Here is a 17,923-nt window from a genome sequence, read left to right on the forward strand (position 1 = left end):
TTGGCACGCCAATCGCATTAAACAAGTCAAATAAAAATTGTTTAATCATAAAATTTAAAAAAATGACAACTACAGAAAACATTAAAAACGGAGTAAACGTAGATCAATTAGTAGAAACTATTCAACACATTCAAGCTGAGCCTTCTTTGGCAAAGTTCGAATTTAGAGCAAAAAACAACTGGATTACTGGTGGTCACTGTGTAACAAGTGCAAAGAGTTTTTATGGTGCAGGTCAAGAAGACACTACACGTCAAGAAACATTTACAATGGAGTGTGATCACCCAAATGTATTATTAGGTGAAGACAAAGCTGCAACGCCTGCAGAAGTAGTCTTACACGCTTTAGGTTCTTGTTTAACAGGCGCTATGGTATATCATGCTTCTGCAAACGGAATCGATATTGAAGGTGCAGAATCTACGTTAGAAGGTGGATGTGATTTACACGGTTTCCTAGGCTTAGATGCAGAGGTGCGTAAAGGATTCGATGGTATTAAATTCAAATTAAAAGTAAAATCTGATGCGTCAGTAGAGCAGTTAAGAAACTTAGCTAAGTTCTCTCCTGTATTCGATATGCTTACCAATCCTACTCCAGTTTCAATTGAAATTGTAAAGTAATTTTCTAAAGAGAATTGACTGCTCGTTCTCCCTTTTTCGGGTAGTCTTTTTTCTTTTTTTCAACACCACCAATGAAAACTAACAACAAACATATTACTACAGGTTATCAAGCAGTTACTGAGATTGCGTATAAAACCAATGAGGTTTTCCCTATTTACCCATGTACACCAACTTCAGAAATGTCTGCCTTAACGGAAGAGTGGAGTGCAAAAGAGCAACAAAACATTTTCGGTTCTGTGCCTACAACTTTCGAAATGCAAAGTGAGGCAGGTGTTGCTGGAACAATGCACGGAGCTTTACAAACAGGTGCTTTATCTAGCACATTTACAGCTTCTCAAGGGTTGTTATTGATGATACCCAACATGTATAAAATTGCTGGTCAGTTGCTGCCAAATGTTATCAATGTAGCAACCAGATCTATAGCTACACATGCATTATCGGTATATGGAGATCATAGTGATATTATGGCTGCACGCCAAACAGGTTATGCCTTTTTAGGTAGTGCCTCAGTACAAGAATCTCAAGATTTTGCTTTAATTGCGCAAGCCGCCACCTTAAAATCTAGAATCCCGTTTGTTCATTTTATGGACGGATTCAGAACTTCTCATGAAACAAATACTATTCAGTCAATTTCTGATGAGATTATAAAAGAAATGATCGATGAGGATTTTGTACAACAACATAAGGATAGAGCATTAAATCCAGATAATCCCGTTTTACGAGGAACATCGCAAGGAGCAGATGTATTCTTTCAAAGCAGAGAAGCTCAAAATATATTTTACAATGCTTGTCCGACAATTGTGCAAAATACAATGGATCAATTCTATACTTCAACAGGAAGACAATATAATTTATTCGATTATGTAGGTCATCCAGAAGCTGAACAAGTAGTAATCTCTATGGCTTCTTCATGTGAAACTATAGAAGAAACCATCAATCAATTAAATCAACAAGGACAAAAATTAGGACTTATAAAGGTTCGATTATTTAGACCATTTAGTAAAAAGCATTTATTAGAAGCTTTACCAAAAACAGCAGAATCTATTGCTGTTTTAGATAGAACAAAAGAACCAGGTTCATCAGGCGAACCTTTGTATTTAGATATCGTTCAGTCAATAACAGAAGCTTTTCAAAATAAAGAAATAGAAAATCTACCAAGAGTAGTTGGTGGCCGTTACGGATTATCATCTAAAGAATTTTCACCAACTATGGTAAATGCAATCTTTGCAAATCTTAAACAAGAGGAACCAAAGAATAACTTTACAGTTGGTATAACAGACGACGTAACAAACTTGAGTTTAGAACTTAAAGAAGATATTCAACTTTTAGCTCAGACATATCAAGCTGTTTTTTACCAAGATAAATCAAAAAACAATACAGAAAACTACGAAAACATCCTGCAAATTGCAGGTGAAAAAAAATATGTGCAAGGTTATGTAGAATGCGATTATAAAAAATCGAATTCTAGAAATGTAGCACACTTAAGAATTGATGCTAAATCAATTAAAGCACCTTATAAAATTGAACAAGCTGATTTTGTGTCTTGCCAGCATACACACTTCATTACTAATGATAATGCAATAGCAACACTAAAACCTAACGGAATACTTCTGGTTAATTCTCAACTGACTTCAAAAGCATTCTGGCAGACATTATCGGCTAAAAAACAAGAAGAAATCAAAGCAAAAAACATTCAAGTATTTGTTATAGATAATGAATGGTTAAAAGAAGAGTACGTGGTTAACGGCTATAAACTAAATAGCTTATATGCAGCTTTTTTAAGCCTTAAAAATGATATTGTCTATACTGATGAAGTAGCCGATTTAAGAGATAGTATTTATAAGGTAGATACTACAATTGCTAAAAAAGATTTAGTAGAAAACAATGATGAATTTTCAAATACCTTATTGGGGAAATTGCTAAGAAACAAAGGAAACGAAGTTTTGGTTAGTGAATTTCCGGTAGACGGAACTTATCCTACGGATACTTCAAAATATAATCATGCAGTAACTGCTAACGAAATACCAGTTTGGAGTCCTGATTCTTGTACACAATGTGGAGCATGTTCTATGGCTTGTCCACAAAGTACCATTAGAATTAAAGTGTATGGTGATTCTTATGTAAAAACAGCTCCCATAAACTTTAAATCTACTAAATCTGTAGAAGCAGATTTTGATCTATTGAACTTCACATTGCAAGTAAACCCGAATCAATGTACTGGTTGCAACAATTGCGTAGATGCTTGTCCTGTTAAAGGAGCATTACAACTGGTAGAGAGTAAAGAAAATGCAGAAATAGAAAAAGAAAACTGGAATTATTTTGAAGTTATTCCAGAGCTAGACAGAGGAAAAATAAATACAGAAAAGGTGAGTCAGCAGCAGCTGCAAGAACCTTTATTCAACTATTCAATTGGTGTTGAAGGTTGTGGGGAAGCGCCGTACCTTAAATTATTGTCGCAATTAATTGGAAGTAGGTTATTAGTTGCAAATGCAACTGGCGCTAGTTCAATTTTTGGTGGCGCTTTGCCTACAACACCTTGGTCTAAAAATAAAGAGGGTAAAGGTCCGGCTTGGGCAAATTCACTCTTTGAAGATAATACGGAGTTTGGTTTGGGCTTTAGATTAGCTTTAGATCATCAAGAACAAAAAGATAAATCTGTATGGATTGTTGGTGGTGACGGTTGGGCATATGATATAGGTTATGGTGGATTAGATCATGTATTGGCATCTGGCAAGAATGTAAACATACTTGTGATGGATAATGAAGTATATGATAATACCGGAGGACAAATGTCTAAAGCTACACCTTACGGAGCACAAGCTAAGTTTGCTTTTAACGGAAAGCAAAAGCAAAAAAAAGATTTAGGTTTTTTAGCTATGCAATATGAAGATGTATATGTAGCTTCAGTAGCTATTGGTGCGGACCAGGAGCAAACATTAAAAGCTTTCAATGAGGCTGAGGGTTATGATGGTCCGTCAATCATAATTGCTTATTGTCATAGCACTTCACATGGTATTGATATGAAGAATCCAACTAAATATCATAAAGCTGCAGTAGATTCTGGTCAATGGTTATTATATAGAAATGATCCGAGAAGGTTAGAGAAGGAATTGAACCCACTACAATTAGATTCTAAAGTTCCATCTTTAAATATTGAAGAATATTTAAAACTAGAAAATCGTTTTTCTAAGATATTTCAACAAGATGATGTGTCCTTAAGATCTGTAATAAGGAATATTCAAAAGCAAGTTGATAAGAGATTTAATAAGTATCTGCAATTATCTACAATTACGGAAATAAATCGTAATAAATTAATTCAAAACAAAAGAATTAAAGATTCTATAACACATCATTAGTTTTTGTAATTTAGTTAGCTCAACTAACTCAAATTATAATGAAAAGTATCCTTTCACTTTTATTAATTCTTTTTTTTAATTTTTCTATTTTTTCACAAGAATATTTTTATGGGAATCAAGGTCCTTTTGATGATAAAATTCCAAGCCCCGAACAATTTTTAGGGTACCCAATTGGTGAATATCATACAAGACATGATAGAGTAGTACAATACTTTAGAAAACTTTCTGAAAGTTCTGATAATGTAACTCTAACGATCTATGGTAAAACACATGAAAATAGAGAATTGGTAATTCTTAATATTTCTAATGAAGATAATATAAAAAACCTTGAAACTTTAAGACAGCAGCATTTAGCACTAGTTGACCCTAATAAACCAATGCCAGATATTGGCAGTTTGCCTGTGTTTATCAATTTAGCATATAATGTTCATGGTAATGAACCTTCAAGTACTGAGGCGGCAATGCTAACAGCTTATACGCTCATTGCCTCTAAAAATGAAAAAGTTAAAGAATATTTAAATAATGCTGTAATCTTTATTGACCCTACCATAAACCCAGACGGTAGAGATCGCCATACGCATTGGGCAAATTCTCGTAGAGGGAATCCTCTTGTTGCTGATAAATATGATATGGAACATAACGAGCCAAACCCTAGTGGACGAACAAACCATTATTGGTTTGACCTAAACAGAGATTGGTTATTAGCCGTGCATCCAGAAAGTCAAGGAAAGTTAAATTGGTATCATCAATGGTATCCTAACGTGGTAACCGATTTTCACGAAATGGGAACAAATAGCACCTATTTTTTCGAACCGATGAAGCCCAATGCATCCAAAGACCCTATAATGCCCAAAGAGAATTATACAACATTAAATGATTTGTTTGCAGAGCAATTTTCAAAAGATTTAGATGCTATTGGTTCGTTATATTTCACTAAAGAAAGGTTTGATGGCACGTATCCAGGTTATGGTTCTTCATACCCTGATTTACAAGGCGCATTAGCATTACTTTTTGAACAAGCTAGTTCACGAGGACATTTGCAGGAAACAGAAACTGGGAATATCTCTTTTAAATTTACTATAAGAAATCAATATGTGTCAAGTCTTGCCACCATTAAAGCTGCTATTAAAAATAAAGAATATTTACATAAGTATAAACGAGAATTTTTTAATTCTGCTTTATCGAGAGCAGCAAGAAATCCTGTTAAAGGATATGTTTTCGGCGATGAATACGATCGTAATAGAACAAAAAGGTTTGTTGATTTTCTATTAAAGCATAAGATTGATGTTTATAATTTGGATAATTCAGTAAGACTGAATAATAGATCTTTTAAAAAAGGAAGTTCTTTTTTAGTTCCAGCTAAGCAAAAGCAATATAGAATGGTTCAAACAATGTTTGAAACTTACGAAAAATATAGAGATAGTGTATACTATGATGCTTCGGCTTGGTCTGTGGCAAATTTTTATAATATGCCACATGCTGAGATTAAAAAAATCATCAAAAAAGGGCAGCGAATAACCTCAGGAAAAGACCTCTTTAAACTAAATGATTTTAATAAATCTAATTATGCATATGTAATTTCATGGGATGATTATAATGCTCCTGCTTTTTTACAAAAATTACAAAAGAAAGGAATTAAAGTAAAGGTAGCTTATAAACCTTTTAAAATTAATAATACACAATTTGACCGAGGAGCATTACTAGTAGCCATTAGTGATCAAAAAATAAATAATGATAAGTTGTTTAAGCTTTTAAAATCAACGTCAAGTAAATTGATGGTTGATGTGCATTCTTTAAATAGTGGATATAGTGAACAAGGAGTTGATTTGGGAAGCCCTAATTTTAGAACTATTATAAAACCTAAACCATTAATGTTAGTTGGTCAAGGAATTTCATCTTACGAAATGGGTGAAGTATGGCATTTATTAGATACTAAATTAAATATGCCTTTAACAAAAGCGCCATTAAGAATTTTTAATAGTATTAATTTAAATAAATACAATACGTTAATATTAGTTTCTAGTACTTATAATGAATTGGATAGTTTAAAACGCAAGAAAATTAAAGATTGGGTTTCTCAAGGCAATACACTTATTACAACAAGACAGGCAAGCGAATGGGCGGTAAAGAAGAAAATAGTAAAAGAGAGATTGTTTAAGAAACCGAAAGATTCTAATAAGGTTGTTATAAGACTACCTTTTATTGATGCTAGTGAGCATATAGGTAGAGAACGTTTGGGCGGAGTTATTGTTAATGTTGATTTAGATATTACTAACCCTATTGGATTTGGTTATAAAAATAATGAACTACCAATTTATAAAAACTCTACGGTGTGGCTAATGCCGAGTAAAAATCCATATGCCACCGTTGCAAAATACTCGAAAGATCCACATGTTGATGGATATATAAGTAAAAAGAATCTTGAAAAAATGAAGAAATCAGCTTCTATAGTTGTAAGCCCTATAGGAAAAGGGCGTGTAATTTTATTTGCTGATAATCCTAATTTTAGAGGATCTTGGCTCGGAACTAATAAATTATTCTTTAATGCATTATTTTTTGGCTCTCAAATAATTATACCTAAAATAGATTAAATAATAACTAGTACAATTTTACTAAATTGCTTAACAATTAACTAAACTTCTTTCGAGAAGCCCTAACTCTTTTAAATTAAATGAAAACATTACTCAAGACAGTAATGCTATGTCTTTTATTATGTAGCATTACATTTTCGCTTCAAGCACAACAAATTAATGAAGATACATTTAAAGGCTTAGAATTTAGAAGCCTTGGCCCTGCGCTAACATCAGGCAGAATTGCAGATATTGCTATTCACCCTAAAAATGAAAATATTTGGTATGTTGCCGTTGGTTCTGGTGGTGTCTGGAAAACTACTAACTCTGGTACTACTTGGACACCAATTTTCGATAAGCAAAAAAGTTATTCTATTGGTTGTATTACTATAGACCCTAACAATTCGCATACTATTTGGGTAGGAACAGGTGAAAATGTTGGTGGTCGTCATACAGGTTATGGTGATGGGATTTATGTAAGTCATGACGATGGTCAAACATGGAAAGATATGGGTTTGAAAGAATCAGAACATATTTCTAAAATTATGGTGCATCCAGAAGATTCAAATATTATTTGGGTGGCAGTGCAAGGACCTCTTTGGAGTAAAGGTGGAGAACGTGGTCTGTATAAATCTATGGATGGTGGAAAGACCTGGAAGAAAACTTTAGGAGATAGTGAGTGGACTGGAGTTACAGATGTAGAGATAGATTATACAAATCCAGATGTGCTATATGCTGCAACCTGGCAACGTCATAGAAATGTAGCTGCTTATATGGGCGGTGGTCCAGGCTCAGGATTACACAAAAGTACTGACGGAGGTGAAACCTGGACAAAATTAACAACTGGCATTCCAAAATCTAATTTAGGTAAAACTGGATTGGCAATTTCTCCTTTTAATAATGAAGTGATCTATGCAGCTCTTGAATTAGATAGGAGAAAAGGAGGCTTATATATGTCTACTAACAGCGGCGCTTCTTGGGTAAAGCAATCTGATGCCATTTCTGGAGGTACAGGCCCACATTATTATCAAGAATTATATGCTTCACCACATCAAGAAGGAAAATTATATTTAATGAGTAATACGGTGCAGATTTCAGATAATCATGGTAAGAAGTTTTACCCAATGAATGAAAAAAAGAAGCACGTAGACAGCCATGCTATGGCATTTAAAAAGGATGATCCGAACTATGTGCTGTTTGGAACAGATGGAGGATTATATGAGTCTTTTGATCTTACCAATTCTTGGAAATATATTGATAATTTACCAGTAACACAGTATTATAAAGTTGCAGTAGATGATTCAGCCCCATTCTATAAGATTTATGGAGGGACACAAGATAATGGTTCACATGGAGGGCCTTCGAGAACAGCGAAAGCTTCTGGAATTGCTAATGAAGATTGGTGGATTACGCTTTCAGCAGATGGTCATCAGTCAGCAACAGAACCAGGTAACCCAGATATTACTTATGGCGAATTTCAAGAAGGTTGGTTATGGCGAATAGATCAAAAAACAGGAGAAACTGTATTTATTCAGCCTCAAGCTGCAGAAGATGAGGTAGCAGAGCGATTTAATTGGGATGCACCAATTTTGGTTAGTCAGCATGATCCAAAACGATTGTATTTTGCATCACAACGTGTGTGGCGATCAGACAATAGAGGTGATTTTTGGAAAGCTATTTCTAATGATCTTACAAGAAACCAAAATAGATTGGCTTTACCAATTATGGGTAAACAACAAAGTTTTGACAATGCTTGGGATGTGTTGGCTATGTCTAATTACAATACAATAACTTCATTGGCAGAATCACCAAAACAAGAAGGGTTGTTATATGCAGGTACGGATGATGGTATTATTCAAGTAACTGAAGATGGAGGTACTAATTGGCGTAAGATTGAAGCTAGTTCTATTAAAGGAATTCCAGCGACTGCTTTTGTAAATGATATTAGAGCAGATTTGTTTGATGCCAATACTGTTTATGCGGCTTTAGATAATCATAAATATGGCGATTTTAAACCTTATTTAATAAAAAGCACTGATAAAGGAAGAACATGGACTTCTATTAACGGAAATCTTCCAAGTAACTTAATAACTTGGCGATTGGTTCAAGATCATATTAAAAAAGATCTACTTTTTGCAGCAACAGAATTTGGAGTTTATTTTACAAATAACGGCGGTAGAAAATGGATGAAATTAAATAATGGGATTCCGCCAATATCAATTAGAGATATTACCATTCAACGTAGAGAAAATGATTTGGTTGCGGCATCATTTGGTAGAGGTTTCTTTGTGTTAGACGATATTACGCCTATCAGGAATTTTGATAGCAACGCAAGTAATGCTGAGGGTACATTATTTGATGTAAAACCTGCTTATTGGTACGTTGAAAAGCCTGAAATTTATGGGCAAGGTAATGATAAGTATTTAGCACCAAACCCTCCTTTTGGAGCAGTATTTACCTACTATTTATCTGATAAAGTAAAATCTTTAAAAGATAAAAGAAAGGAAAGCGAAAAAGCTGCTATTAAAGGCAATAAAGCTGTCCAGTTTCCAGGATGGGATGCTTTAGATGCTGAAAATAGACAACAGAAACCTATGATTGTTTTAACGATAAAAGATAGTAACGGGAATGTTGTAAATACTGTAAAAGGAACAAATAAAAAAGGATTCAATCGAGTTAGTTGGAAATTAGATGTAGCAGATAGGAGTGGTGAAAAATTGAATCCACCGAAACCAGTTGAGCAGTATTTTAATTTTAATATGATGGCTACTCCCGGAGATTATACAGTTTCTCTATCTAAACTTGTTGATGGGCAACTTACAGAATTATCACCAGCTAAATCGTTTAAAGTTGTTCCGTTACGCAAAGGAGCTTTAGAAGGTGCTTCTTATGATGAGATCAATGCTTTTAGAGAAAAATTCGAAGTGTTTGAACAAGATTTAAAGTCTACAGGCTTAGTTTTAAATGAAGCTATATTAACGGTTAACGCAATGCAGAGAGCATTGCAAAAAGCTAAGAACCCTTCAGCTTCTTTATTAAGCGAAATATATCAACAAAGAGAAGCTTTAGCAAAATTGGATAAACAATTAAATGGTAATAAAGCTAAAAATGAAGTGGGTGAAAAGAATGATCCGAGTCCAGCAGGAGTTGGTTTTATAGCTAAAGCTGCATTAGCATCTTCAACTTATGGTCCGACAAAAATGCATAAGAATACGCTTAACTCAGCAGTTAGTCAATTGTCAAAAATTAAAGCTGGCTTAAAAGAAATTGTTGACAATCAAATCTCTTCTTTAGAACGTAAATTAAAAGCTGCAGGTGCTCCTTGGATTGAAGGACAAGGACTTATTAATAACTAAAATGATAGACATGAATTCATTAAAATTATTCAACTTAAGAAGATTAATGTGCGTTTTGATTGTTGTATTGTTAGTTAGTTTTAATTATTCAAATGCACAAAAATCAAAAAAAGAAAAGAAGCAACCTTTAGACTCAATAAGTATTGCTGGATTAAAATGGAGAAGTATTGGTCCTGCATTTACTTCGGGTAGAATATCTGATATTGCTGTAAATCCTGACAATCCTTTTGAATATTATGTTGCTACATCTTCTGGTGGCGTTTGGAAAACTATAAATTCTGGAGTTTCATATATACCACTATTCGATAGTCAAGGATCTTATTCTATAGGATGTGTAACGATGGACCCTAATAATTCTAACGTGATTTGGGTAGGAACGGGAGAGAATAATAATCAAAGATCTGTGGCTTATGGCGATGGTGTTTATAAATCTATAGATGGAGGTAAGAGTTGGAAAAATATGGGTTTAAAAACCTCAGAACATATTGGTAAAATAATTGTGCATCCAGATAATTCTGACGTGGTTTTTGTAGCAGCTATTGGTCCTTTATGGAGTAAAGGAGGAGAAAGAGGGTTGTATAAAACAGAAGACGGTGGTAAAACATGGAAAGCCGTATTGACTGTAGATGAGCATACTGGTGTGAATGATGTTGTAATGGATCCTCGTAATCCAGATGTACTCTATGCATCAACACATCAGCGTAGACGACATGTTTTTACCTATGTAGGAGGAGGCCCAGGTTCTGGGTTGCATAAAAGTACAGATGGAGGCGAAACTTGGGTGAAGGTCAATAAAGGGCTACCAAAAACAGAACTAGGTAGAATAGGTTTGGCAATTTCTCCAGCAAACCCAGAAATTATATATGCTATAGTTGAAGCTGCAGATGGCAAAGGCGGTTTTTACGCTTCCACTAACAGAGGAGCTTCTTGGGAAAGAAGAGGAGATCATAGGACAAGCGGAAATTATTATCAAGAAATTATAGCTGATCCTGTTGATGAGAATACGATTTATTCTATGGATACGTGGATGTCTGCAAGTAAAGATGGTGGTAAAACATTTAAAAATGTAGGTGAAACCTATAAGCATGTTGATAATCACAGTATGTGGATAAATCCGAAGAATAATAAACATTGGTTGGTAGGATGTGACGGTGGAATATATGAAACTTTTGACGCTGCTAAGACATGGGATTTTAAAGAAAACCTTCCGGTAACTCAATTCTATAAGGTGGCTGTAGATAATGATGCACCATTTTATAATATTTATGGAGGAACACAGGATAATTTTAGTATTGGTGGTCCATCAAGAGTATTAACTGATCACGGAATTACAAATAACGATTGGTTTATAACTAATGGAGGTGATGGCTTTGAATCTCAAGTTGATCCTAATAATCCTAATATTGTTTATGCACAATCGCAATATGGTTTTTTGGTAAGATATGACAAGTTGAGTGGAGAAATTGTTGGGATTCAACCCAGAGAGAGAGAGGGTGAAGACGCTTATCGATTTAATTGGGATTCGCCATTGGTGGTTAGTAAACATGTGCCTGGTAGACTTTATTTTGCAGCAAATAAATTATTTAGAACAGATGATTATGGAAATAGTTGGCAGGTTATTAGTGATGACCTAACACAGCAAATAGATAGAAATAAACTAAAAGTTTATGATAGAATTGTGAGTGTTGATGCCGTTGCAAAAAACGGATCTACATCTCTCTATGGAAGTATTGTTGCTTTGTCTGAGTCTCCTATTAATAAAAATTTAATAGCGGTAGGCACAGATGATGGTTTAATTCAAATTACAGAAGATGGAGGAGCTACATGGCGAAAAGTGAGTGTTATACCTGGAGCACCTAAGCAATCTTATGTAAATAGTATTTACCTGTCTAAACATGATGAGAATGTTATATATGCAGCATTCAATCATCATAAATATGGAGATTTTAAACCCTATATTTTTCGATCGAACGATAAAGGAAGAACATGGTTTAAAATAAGTAATAATTTACCAAAACGAGGAAGCGTATATGCTATTGAAGAAGATCATGTTGACCCTAATTTGATTTTTTGCGGAACAGAGTTTGGTGCATTTTTCTCTCCTAATGGAGGACAACGTTGGAAACAATTAAAAAATGGTTTACCAACCATAGCTGTTAGAGATATTGCTATACAGGAGCGAGAGAATGATCTAGTGTTGGGTACATTTGGTAGAGGTTTTTATGTGCTAGATGATTATTTTTCTTTACGAAAGGTTAAAAATACCTATCCAACAGAAACTGCAATAATTTATCCTATAAGAGATGCATTATTATGGGAAAAAAGCCGCCCATTAGGTTTACCTGGAAAATCTTTCCAAGGAGATAATTTTTATAGCGCTGATAATTTGGGTCCAGAGGCTATGATTACTTATTATTATAATGATAGTTATGCTTCTCTAAAAGATAAAAGAACGAAAAAAGAGAAAGGTTTAGTTAAAAAAGGAACTGATACACCATATCCGAGTTACGAATCATTAAAAAAGGAAACAGAGGAGGAAGCGCCACAATTGGTTTTTACGATAAAAGATGCGAGCGGTAAAGTTGTAAAGAAGCAATTTCAAAAACCTAAAAAAGGCTTGCAACGTTTCCATTGGAATTTAAGATACATGCTTCCAGATCCTATAAATTTAAATAAGCCAGCTTTTTACAACCCTTTTTCTTCAAAAGATGAAGGAACTTTAGTTGAACCAGGTAATTATACTGTTGAGTTAGATTTATATAGTAATGGGAACTTTAAACAATTAGTTGCTCCAATTTCTTTTAAAGTAAAGGCATTAAAAAACACTACGATGCCAGCTGAAGATAGAGCAGAGAAAGTAGCTTTTCAAAAACAAGTTGCAAAACTTAGAGCAGATTTTGTAGTGTGTCAAAATATTTTGAATGAAACCCGTAATAGATTAAAGTATATTAAATCTGCAATTAAGCGAGCAGAATTACCTTACAATTCTTATGCAAATTCAATTCATGATATTGAACAAAAACTGAGAAAGATGAACACGTCATTGAATGGAGATGGCCTTAAAAGGAGGTTAGATATAGATCAGCCACCATCTCCTGGTTTTAGAATTGGTGTTATGAGTTTTGAGCAAAAGTATACAACATCATCACCGACCAAAACGCATAGAGATAATTATACAATAGCTAAAAAAGATGTCGATGTTATTAAGAAAAAAATTGAAAATATTTTTAACGTAGATCTTAAGAAATTAGAAGAGGCTTTAATTAAATCTGGTGCGCCATATACACTAGGTAGAGGTCAAGAAAATTAATAGTAAAAGATAAATAAAATAGCAGGTGTTCGTGAGCATCTGCTATTTTTTATCCATCATATTTATGCCTTCCCAGTCTATTGGAATTTCTTCTAGATATTGTTCAGATTTCTTTGAAAAGTAATTTGCAACGTTATCTTGAGGGTTGTCTGTTAAGATGTCGCCAAAAACGTGTATTGCTTTTGCGAATTCTTTATTAAAAAAGTGTTTTAAGCCTTTATCAAAGCTTTCAACTGATTCTTTTTTAAGCTCTATTTGTTCTAATCCATCGCCATCATAGCACTCATAAATATCTATAATTTTTCCTTTTCCTTTAGCTTGTACTTTACCTAGATATCGTAAGTTATATTGCTCTTTATTTTCAATATTTTTTAAACTACTACCACTTACAATAATACTGGCGCCATAATGTTTGGTTAAGCCTTCCATTCTTGAAGCAGTATTTACCGTATCAGCAATTATCGCAGTATCATTTCTATTTATATCACCTATGATTCCCATAACTAATGGGCCAGTATGTAAGCCCATTCCAACGGATAACGGTTCATATCCTTCAGAAATTCGTTTTTTATTATAAGTTGCAAGCTTCTTTTGCATATCGATTGCCGCTTGTATGGCATGATAGGGCTGGTGAGGGAAAAGAGACATAATACCATCACCTAAATATTGATTTACAAACCCCCTATTTTGCTGAATTAGAGGTCCCATTCGACGAACATAAGCATTCACAAATTTGAAATTTTGCTCAGGTGTCATGCCCTCAGCCAAATTAGTGTAACCACGTATATCGGTAAACAATACAGTTACTTTCTTTTGAGTATGATCACCTAAAGAAACATCAGTAATTGCATCTTTATCAATAGATTTTAAAAATTCTCTTGGTATAAATTTACTAGTGGCGTTATGTATATTCTTAAGATTTATATGAGTCTTAATACGACTTAATAATTCATTTTTAGAGAAAGGCTTTGTAAGATAATCGTTTGCCCCAGCGTTAAAACCAGTTACAAGATCGCTTACTCTATTTTTTGCCGTTAACAAGATGATAGGAAGCTCACTTGCACTGTATTTTTTTCTAATGATTTCACAAACTTCGTATCCAGACATGCCAGGCATCATAATATCTAACAAAACAAGATCATATCTGTCACCTTGTTTAAAATAAGATAAAGCATCTTTACCATCTTTAGCTTCTTTAACCATGTAGCCAGCCAATGACAAATGATTTTGTAATACTCTTCTATTAATTTGTTCATCATCTACAATCAAAACTTTGAGAGCGTCTGGTTTTATATGTGGAGTTGGACTGGAGATAGTTTTTGAATACGCAGATTCTTGAATCTTCTGTAATTGTCTATCATTACTTATGTGATTATCTCTAAGATTGATTTTTTTAGAAGTACTCTTGTTTAAAGTAAACATAAATGAAGAGCCCTCATTAACTTTTGATTCAAATCTAATAGTTCCTTCATGTAATTCTACTAATTGTTTTGTTATAGTCAAGCCCAGGCCAGTACCGCTATACTCTCGAATAGTTGATCCATCACCTTGCTCGAATTCTTTAAAGATTAAATCATACTTTTCCTTTGGAATTCCAATGCCAGTATCAGAAACTGTAATTTCTATCTTATTTCCAATATCTTGTGCAGATACTTCAACACTTCCTTTTTTTGTAAATTTAATAGCATTTCCAATAAGGTTATATAATATTTGCTGTAATCTATTTTCATCTGCATTTACCAAAGAAATATCTTTAGGCACATCATTTAATAGCTTAATATCTTTAGAAGTTATTAAGGTCTTAGATAATTTTAAAACTATAGCCGTAGTAGCGTGTAAATCAATGGGGTTTAAACTCAAATTTAAATCTTGATTCTTTAGTTTAGAGAAATCTAATATGTCATTTACTAAGTGCGATAGTCGTTTACCACTGTTAGCAATCATTTCTAAGTTTTCGATTGCCGTGTCAGGAAGCTGACCAGCAATGCCATCTTTTAATGATTCGGTTAAGCCAATGATTCCTGTTAAAGGCGTTCTTAATTCGTGAGAGGTATTTGCTAAGAATTCATCTTTTAATTTATCAATTTTTTGAAGCTCCAAAACGCGTTTTTTTTCTACTTCTGTACTAGCTATTAGTTGCTGTTTCTCTACTTTATCTTGCTTTTGCTTTTGCTTGTATTGGTAGCGTTTAAATAAAATAAAGGAAAGTAATATAGCAGCAAGAGTTATAGCGATAATTATATTTCTAAGTGTTGCTTGTCGCTTAAGCTTTAAGTTTTTTATTTCTGCATCTTTTTCAAGCGAGGTTATTTCATCTTGCTTTTTTTCTAGATCAAATCTGGCCTGTAATTCTTCTATTTGTTTCGACTTTGTTTCGTTAAACAAACTATCTTTAATAGCTATAAATTTATTGTTGTATTCTAAAGCTTTTTTGAAATCGCCTTTTTCAGTATATAAACTGCTAAAGATTTTATATGCATCTTTCATCTCTGACTTAACTCCAATATTTTCTGCAATTCCGATTGATTTTTTTAAAAAGGATTCAGCTTTGTTATAGTCTTTCAACTTTAAATAGGTTTTACCTATCTCGTTATAACTTAGTGAAAGTTCACGTTGTTGATTTAATCTTTTGCGTAATTCAAGCGCTTTTAGATGGTATGCAAGTGCCTGGTTATAATCTCCCTTAAGGTTAGCAACTTTACCTAGTGATGTATAATCATATGCCATACCCCAATCACTTTTTAACTCTTGATCTAAAGTCAACGCTATATTAAAAAAGTTAAGGGCATTATCATAATCCTTAAGTTGCATGTGAGTATCTCCTAAATTGTAATTAACATTAGCTAATTCAATCTTATTATCAAGCTGAATGAAAATATTTAAAGCTTTATTATAAGATTCAAGAGCTTCTTCTATTTTTCCTGTTTTTTTTAAAATTTCACCTAATGCATTAAGTGTTGTCCCTATGCTAAATAAATCATTTTTAGCTTCATAAATTTTTAATATTTCATAGTAAATTTTTAAAGATTGTTCTTGATTGCCTTTATCATCAAGTATAATTGCTTTTTGGTATAAACCGTTAGCGTAAGCGTTTTCATCGGTTTTTATATGATCATAGTTTAAATATCTCTCTATATAATCTAAAGCCTCAATGTAGTTTCCTTTTTGTCGTTCATAAACACAATATTGATAGTTGGCAAGAGAAATTCCCCATATAAGATTTCCTTTTTTACTTAATAAATAGACACTATCGATATAGACTTTAGCTTGATCGCCATCATTACGATTATTGAGATATTCCCAAGAAATATCTTTTAAAATTTTTATTCTAGATGAATCAGTAGTGACTTTAATAAGCTCATTCTTTAAACTGTCAATTTTAGTGTTTTGACTATATGAAAAACTATTGCAAAGGATACTAATGAATAATATGTAGTATAATTTTTTCACTATTTGAAGGGGAAAATTAGCATCAGATAAATTTAGTACAATAATAACAAACAATAAACAACTGATAAACAGTAGATTAAAAATTATTTATTTAATTTTAAATAATAAGGTAGGAAAAATAGGTATACTGTTGTTTAATAGACGTAACAATGTTACAAGCGACGTTAAAAAATAAATTTTGCCGAAAGGGAAAATTGCTAAAAAAGAAACAAACTATTTAAGACTTTTTTTCATGATATAATAAGGGTTCTCAATTTTGAGAGCCTTTTTTATTTTTAAGCAAAAAAAGCTTCCTTATGATTCCATGCAATTACTACAAAGTAGATTAAGAATCCAAAACTAACTATAAACTTAAGCGTTACAGAAGCTAAAAACCCTAAAAAAGAACCAAAAGCTGCTTTCAAGGCTCTATTAGTGTCTTTACTATCGTGAATCATTTCACCAATTAATGCGCCTACAAAAGCACCAATAATAAATCCACCAGGTATAGGAACAAAAAACAAACCAATTAAAAGCCCTAAGGTGGTGCCAATAACACCATGCTTACTACCTCCAAATTTTTTGGTACCCATTGCTGGAATAAAATAATCGAGTAGCCAAACTATTAAGGCTATTGCTAATGTTATTCCTAGAACTGTCCAATCCATAGGAATTACATTTGTTAGATGTAGCACTAGTAAACCCAGCCACCCAGTTAAAGGTCCTGGTAAAACAGGTAAAAAAGAGCCGATAAGACCTAAGAACATTAAACCGAGCCCTAAAATCAATAATAAAATATCCATAGTTTTTGTCTACTAGACGTAAATATAAGATGTTTGTTACAATTTTTCAACTATAAAATTAGTTTAAACTAAATATTTAGTTATATTTGTTTTATGAAACTAGGGAATTAGTTGAAAAATGTCTAAACAATTAACAAAAGCTGAAGAGCAGATCATGCAAATTTTATGGGAACTAGAATTGTGCACTGTTAAGGAGATCATAGAAAAACTACCTAACCCTAAACCTGCTTATAATACTGTCTCAACAATTGTTAGGATTTTAGAAAGCAAAAATTTTGTTGACCATCATCCCTTTGGTAAAGGATACAAATACTATCCAGTAGTTGAAAAGGAAATATACAGTAATCAAAGTATTCACAAATTAATAGATGGTTATTTTGGAGGATCGTTTAAAAGCCTTGTCTCATTTTTTGTAGAAAAGAACGATATAGATTTAAAAGAAATGGAAGCTATTTTAAAAGAGATGAATACAAAAGAATAAAGAG

Annotated in this window: 8 protein-coding genes; 6 read left to right on the forward strand and 2 right to left on the reverse strand. The window is 33.1% G+C overall.

What is annotated here, in order from left to right:
* Window positions 1-62 precede the first annotated feature (62 nt).
* From AC1EUV_RS12330 to AC1EUV_RS12350, 5 genes are all read left to right on the forward strand, one after another.
* The gene (locus AC1EUV_RS12330) at window positions 63-614 is read left to right on the forward strand and encodes an OsmC family protein (RefSeq protein WP_480199022.1); all 552 of its coding nucleotides are present in this window, start codon (window positions 63-65) and stop codon (window positions 612-614) included.
* A gap of 71 nt (window positions 615-685) precedes the next feature.
* Window positions 686-3,970 (forward strand): 2-oxoacid:acceptor oxidoreductase family protein, encoded by a 3,285-nt coding sequence (locus AC1EUV_RS12335; RefSeq protein ID WP_480199023.1) that lies wholly within the window; start codon window positions 686-688, stop codon window positions 3,968-3,970.
* 38 nt (window positions 3,971-4,008) lie between these two features.
* Window positions 4,009-6,561 (forward strand): M14 family metallopeptidase, encoded by a 2,553-nt coding sequence (locus AC1EUV_RS12340; protein WP_480199024.1) that lies wholly within the window; start codon window positions 4,009-4,011, stop codon window positions 6,559-6,561.
* Between the two features lie 80 nt (window positions 6,562-6,641).
* A complete protein-coding gene (locus AC1EUV_RS12345; RefSeq protein WP_480199025.1) occupies window positions 6,642-9,896 on the forward strand; it encodes a WD40/YVTN/BNR-like repeat-containing protein in 3,255 nt (1,084 codons plus the stop codon).
* A gap of 10 nt (window positions 9,897-9,906) precedes the next feature.
* Window positions 9,907-13,206, forward strand: coding sequence for a glycosyl hydrolase (locus AC1EUV_RS12350; RefSeq protein WP_480199026.1), 3,300 nt, complete (start codon window positions 9,907-9,909; stop codon window positions 13,204-13,206).
* Between the two features lie 42 nt (window positions 13,207-13,248).
* On the opposite strand, the gene AC1EUV_RS12355 is transcribed toward AC1EUV_RS12350, so the two are convergent.
* Together AC1EUV_RS12355 and AC1EUV_RS12360 are read right to left on the reverse strand one after the other, a co-directional pair.
* Window positions 13,249-16,656 carry a response regulator gene (locus tag AC1EUV_RS12355; protein WP_480199027.1) on the reverse strand — a complete coding sequence of 1,136 codons (3,408 nt, stop codon included), beginning with the start codon at window positions 16,654-16,656 and terminating at the stop codon, window positions 13,249-13,251.
* A 275-nt stretch (window positions 16,657-16,931) separates the two neighbouring features.
* Complete coding sequence (locus AC1EUV_RS12360) at window positions 16,932-17,438, reverse strand: DUF456 domain-containing protein (RefSeq protein ID WP_480199028.1); 507 nt, start codon at window positions 17,436-17,438, stop codon at window positions 16,932-16,934.
* 118 nt (window positions 17,439-17,556) lie between these two features.
* Between AC1EUV_RS12360 and AC1EUV_RS12365 the strand changes: the two genes are divergently transcribed.
* Window positions 17,557-17,919, forward strand: a complete 363-nt coding sequence (locus AC1EUV_RS12365; protein WP_480199029.1) for a BlaI/MecI/CopY family transcriptional regulator — start codon at window positions 17,557-17,559, stop codon at window positions 17,917-17,919.
* Window positions 17,920-17,923: the final 4 nt, after the last annotated feature.

The sequence above is a fragment of the Maritimimonas sp. 2304DJ26-3 genome, from assembly GCF_056591635.1.

Bases quoted from the DNA above. Each gene is read 5' to 3' on its own strand.
- AC1EUV_RS12330 (WP_480199022.1), top strand. From the start codon at position 63: ATGACAACTACAGAAAACATTAAAAACGGAGTAAACGTAGATCAATTA.
- AC1EUV_RS12360 (WP_480199028.1), bottom strand. From the start codon at position 17,438: ATGGATATTTTATTATTGATTTTAGGGCTCGGTTTAATGTTCTTAGGT.
- AC1EUV_RS12340 (WP_480199024.1), top strand. From the start codon at position 4,009: ATGAAAAGTATCCTTTCACTTTTATTAATTCTTTTTTTTAATTTTTCT.
- AC1EUV_RS12345 (WP_480199025.1), top strand. From the start codon at position 6,642: ATGAAAACATTACTCAAGACAGTAATGCTATGTCTTTTATTATGTAGC.
- AC1EUV_RS12350 (WP_480199026.1), top strand. From the start codon at position 9,907: ATGAATTCATTAAAATTATTCAACTTAAGAAGATTAATGTGCGTTTTG.
- AC1EUV_RS12335 (WP_480199023.1), top strand. From the start codon at position 686: ATGAAAACTAACAACAAACATATTACTACAGGTTATCAAGCAGTTACT.
- AC1EUV_RS12365 (WP_480199029.1), top strand. From the start codon at position 17,557: ATGTCTAAACAATTAACAAAAGCTGAAGAGCAGATCATGCAAATTTTA.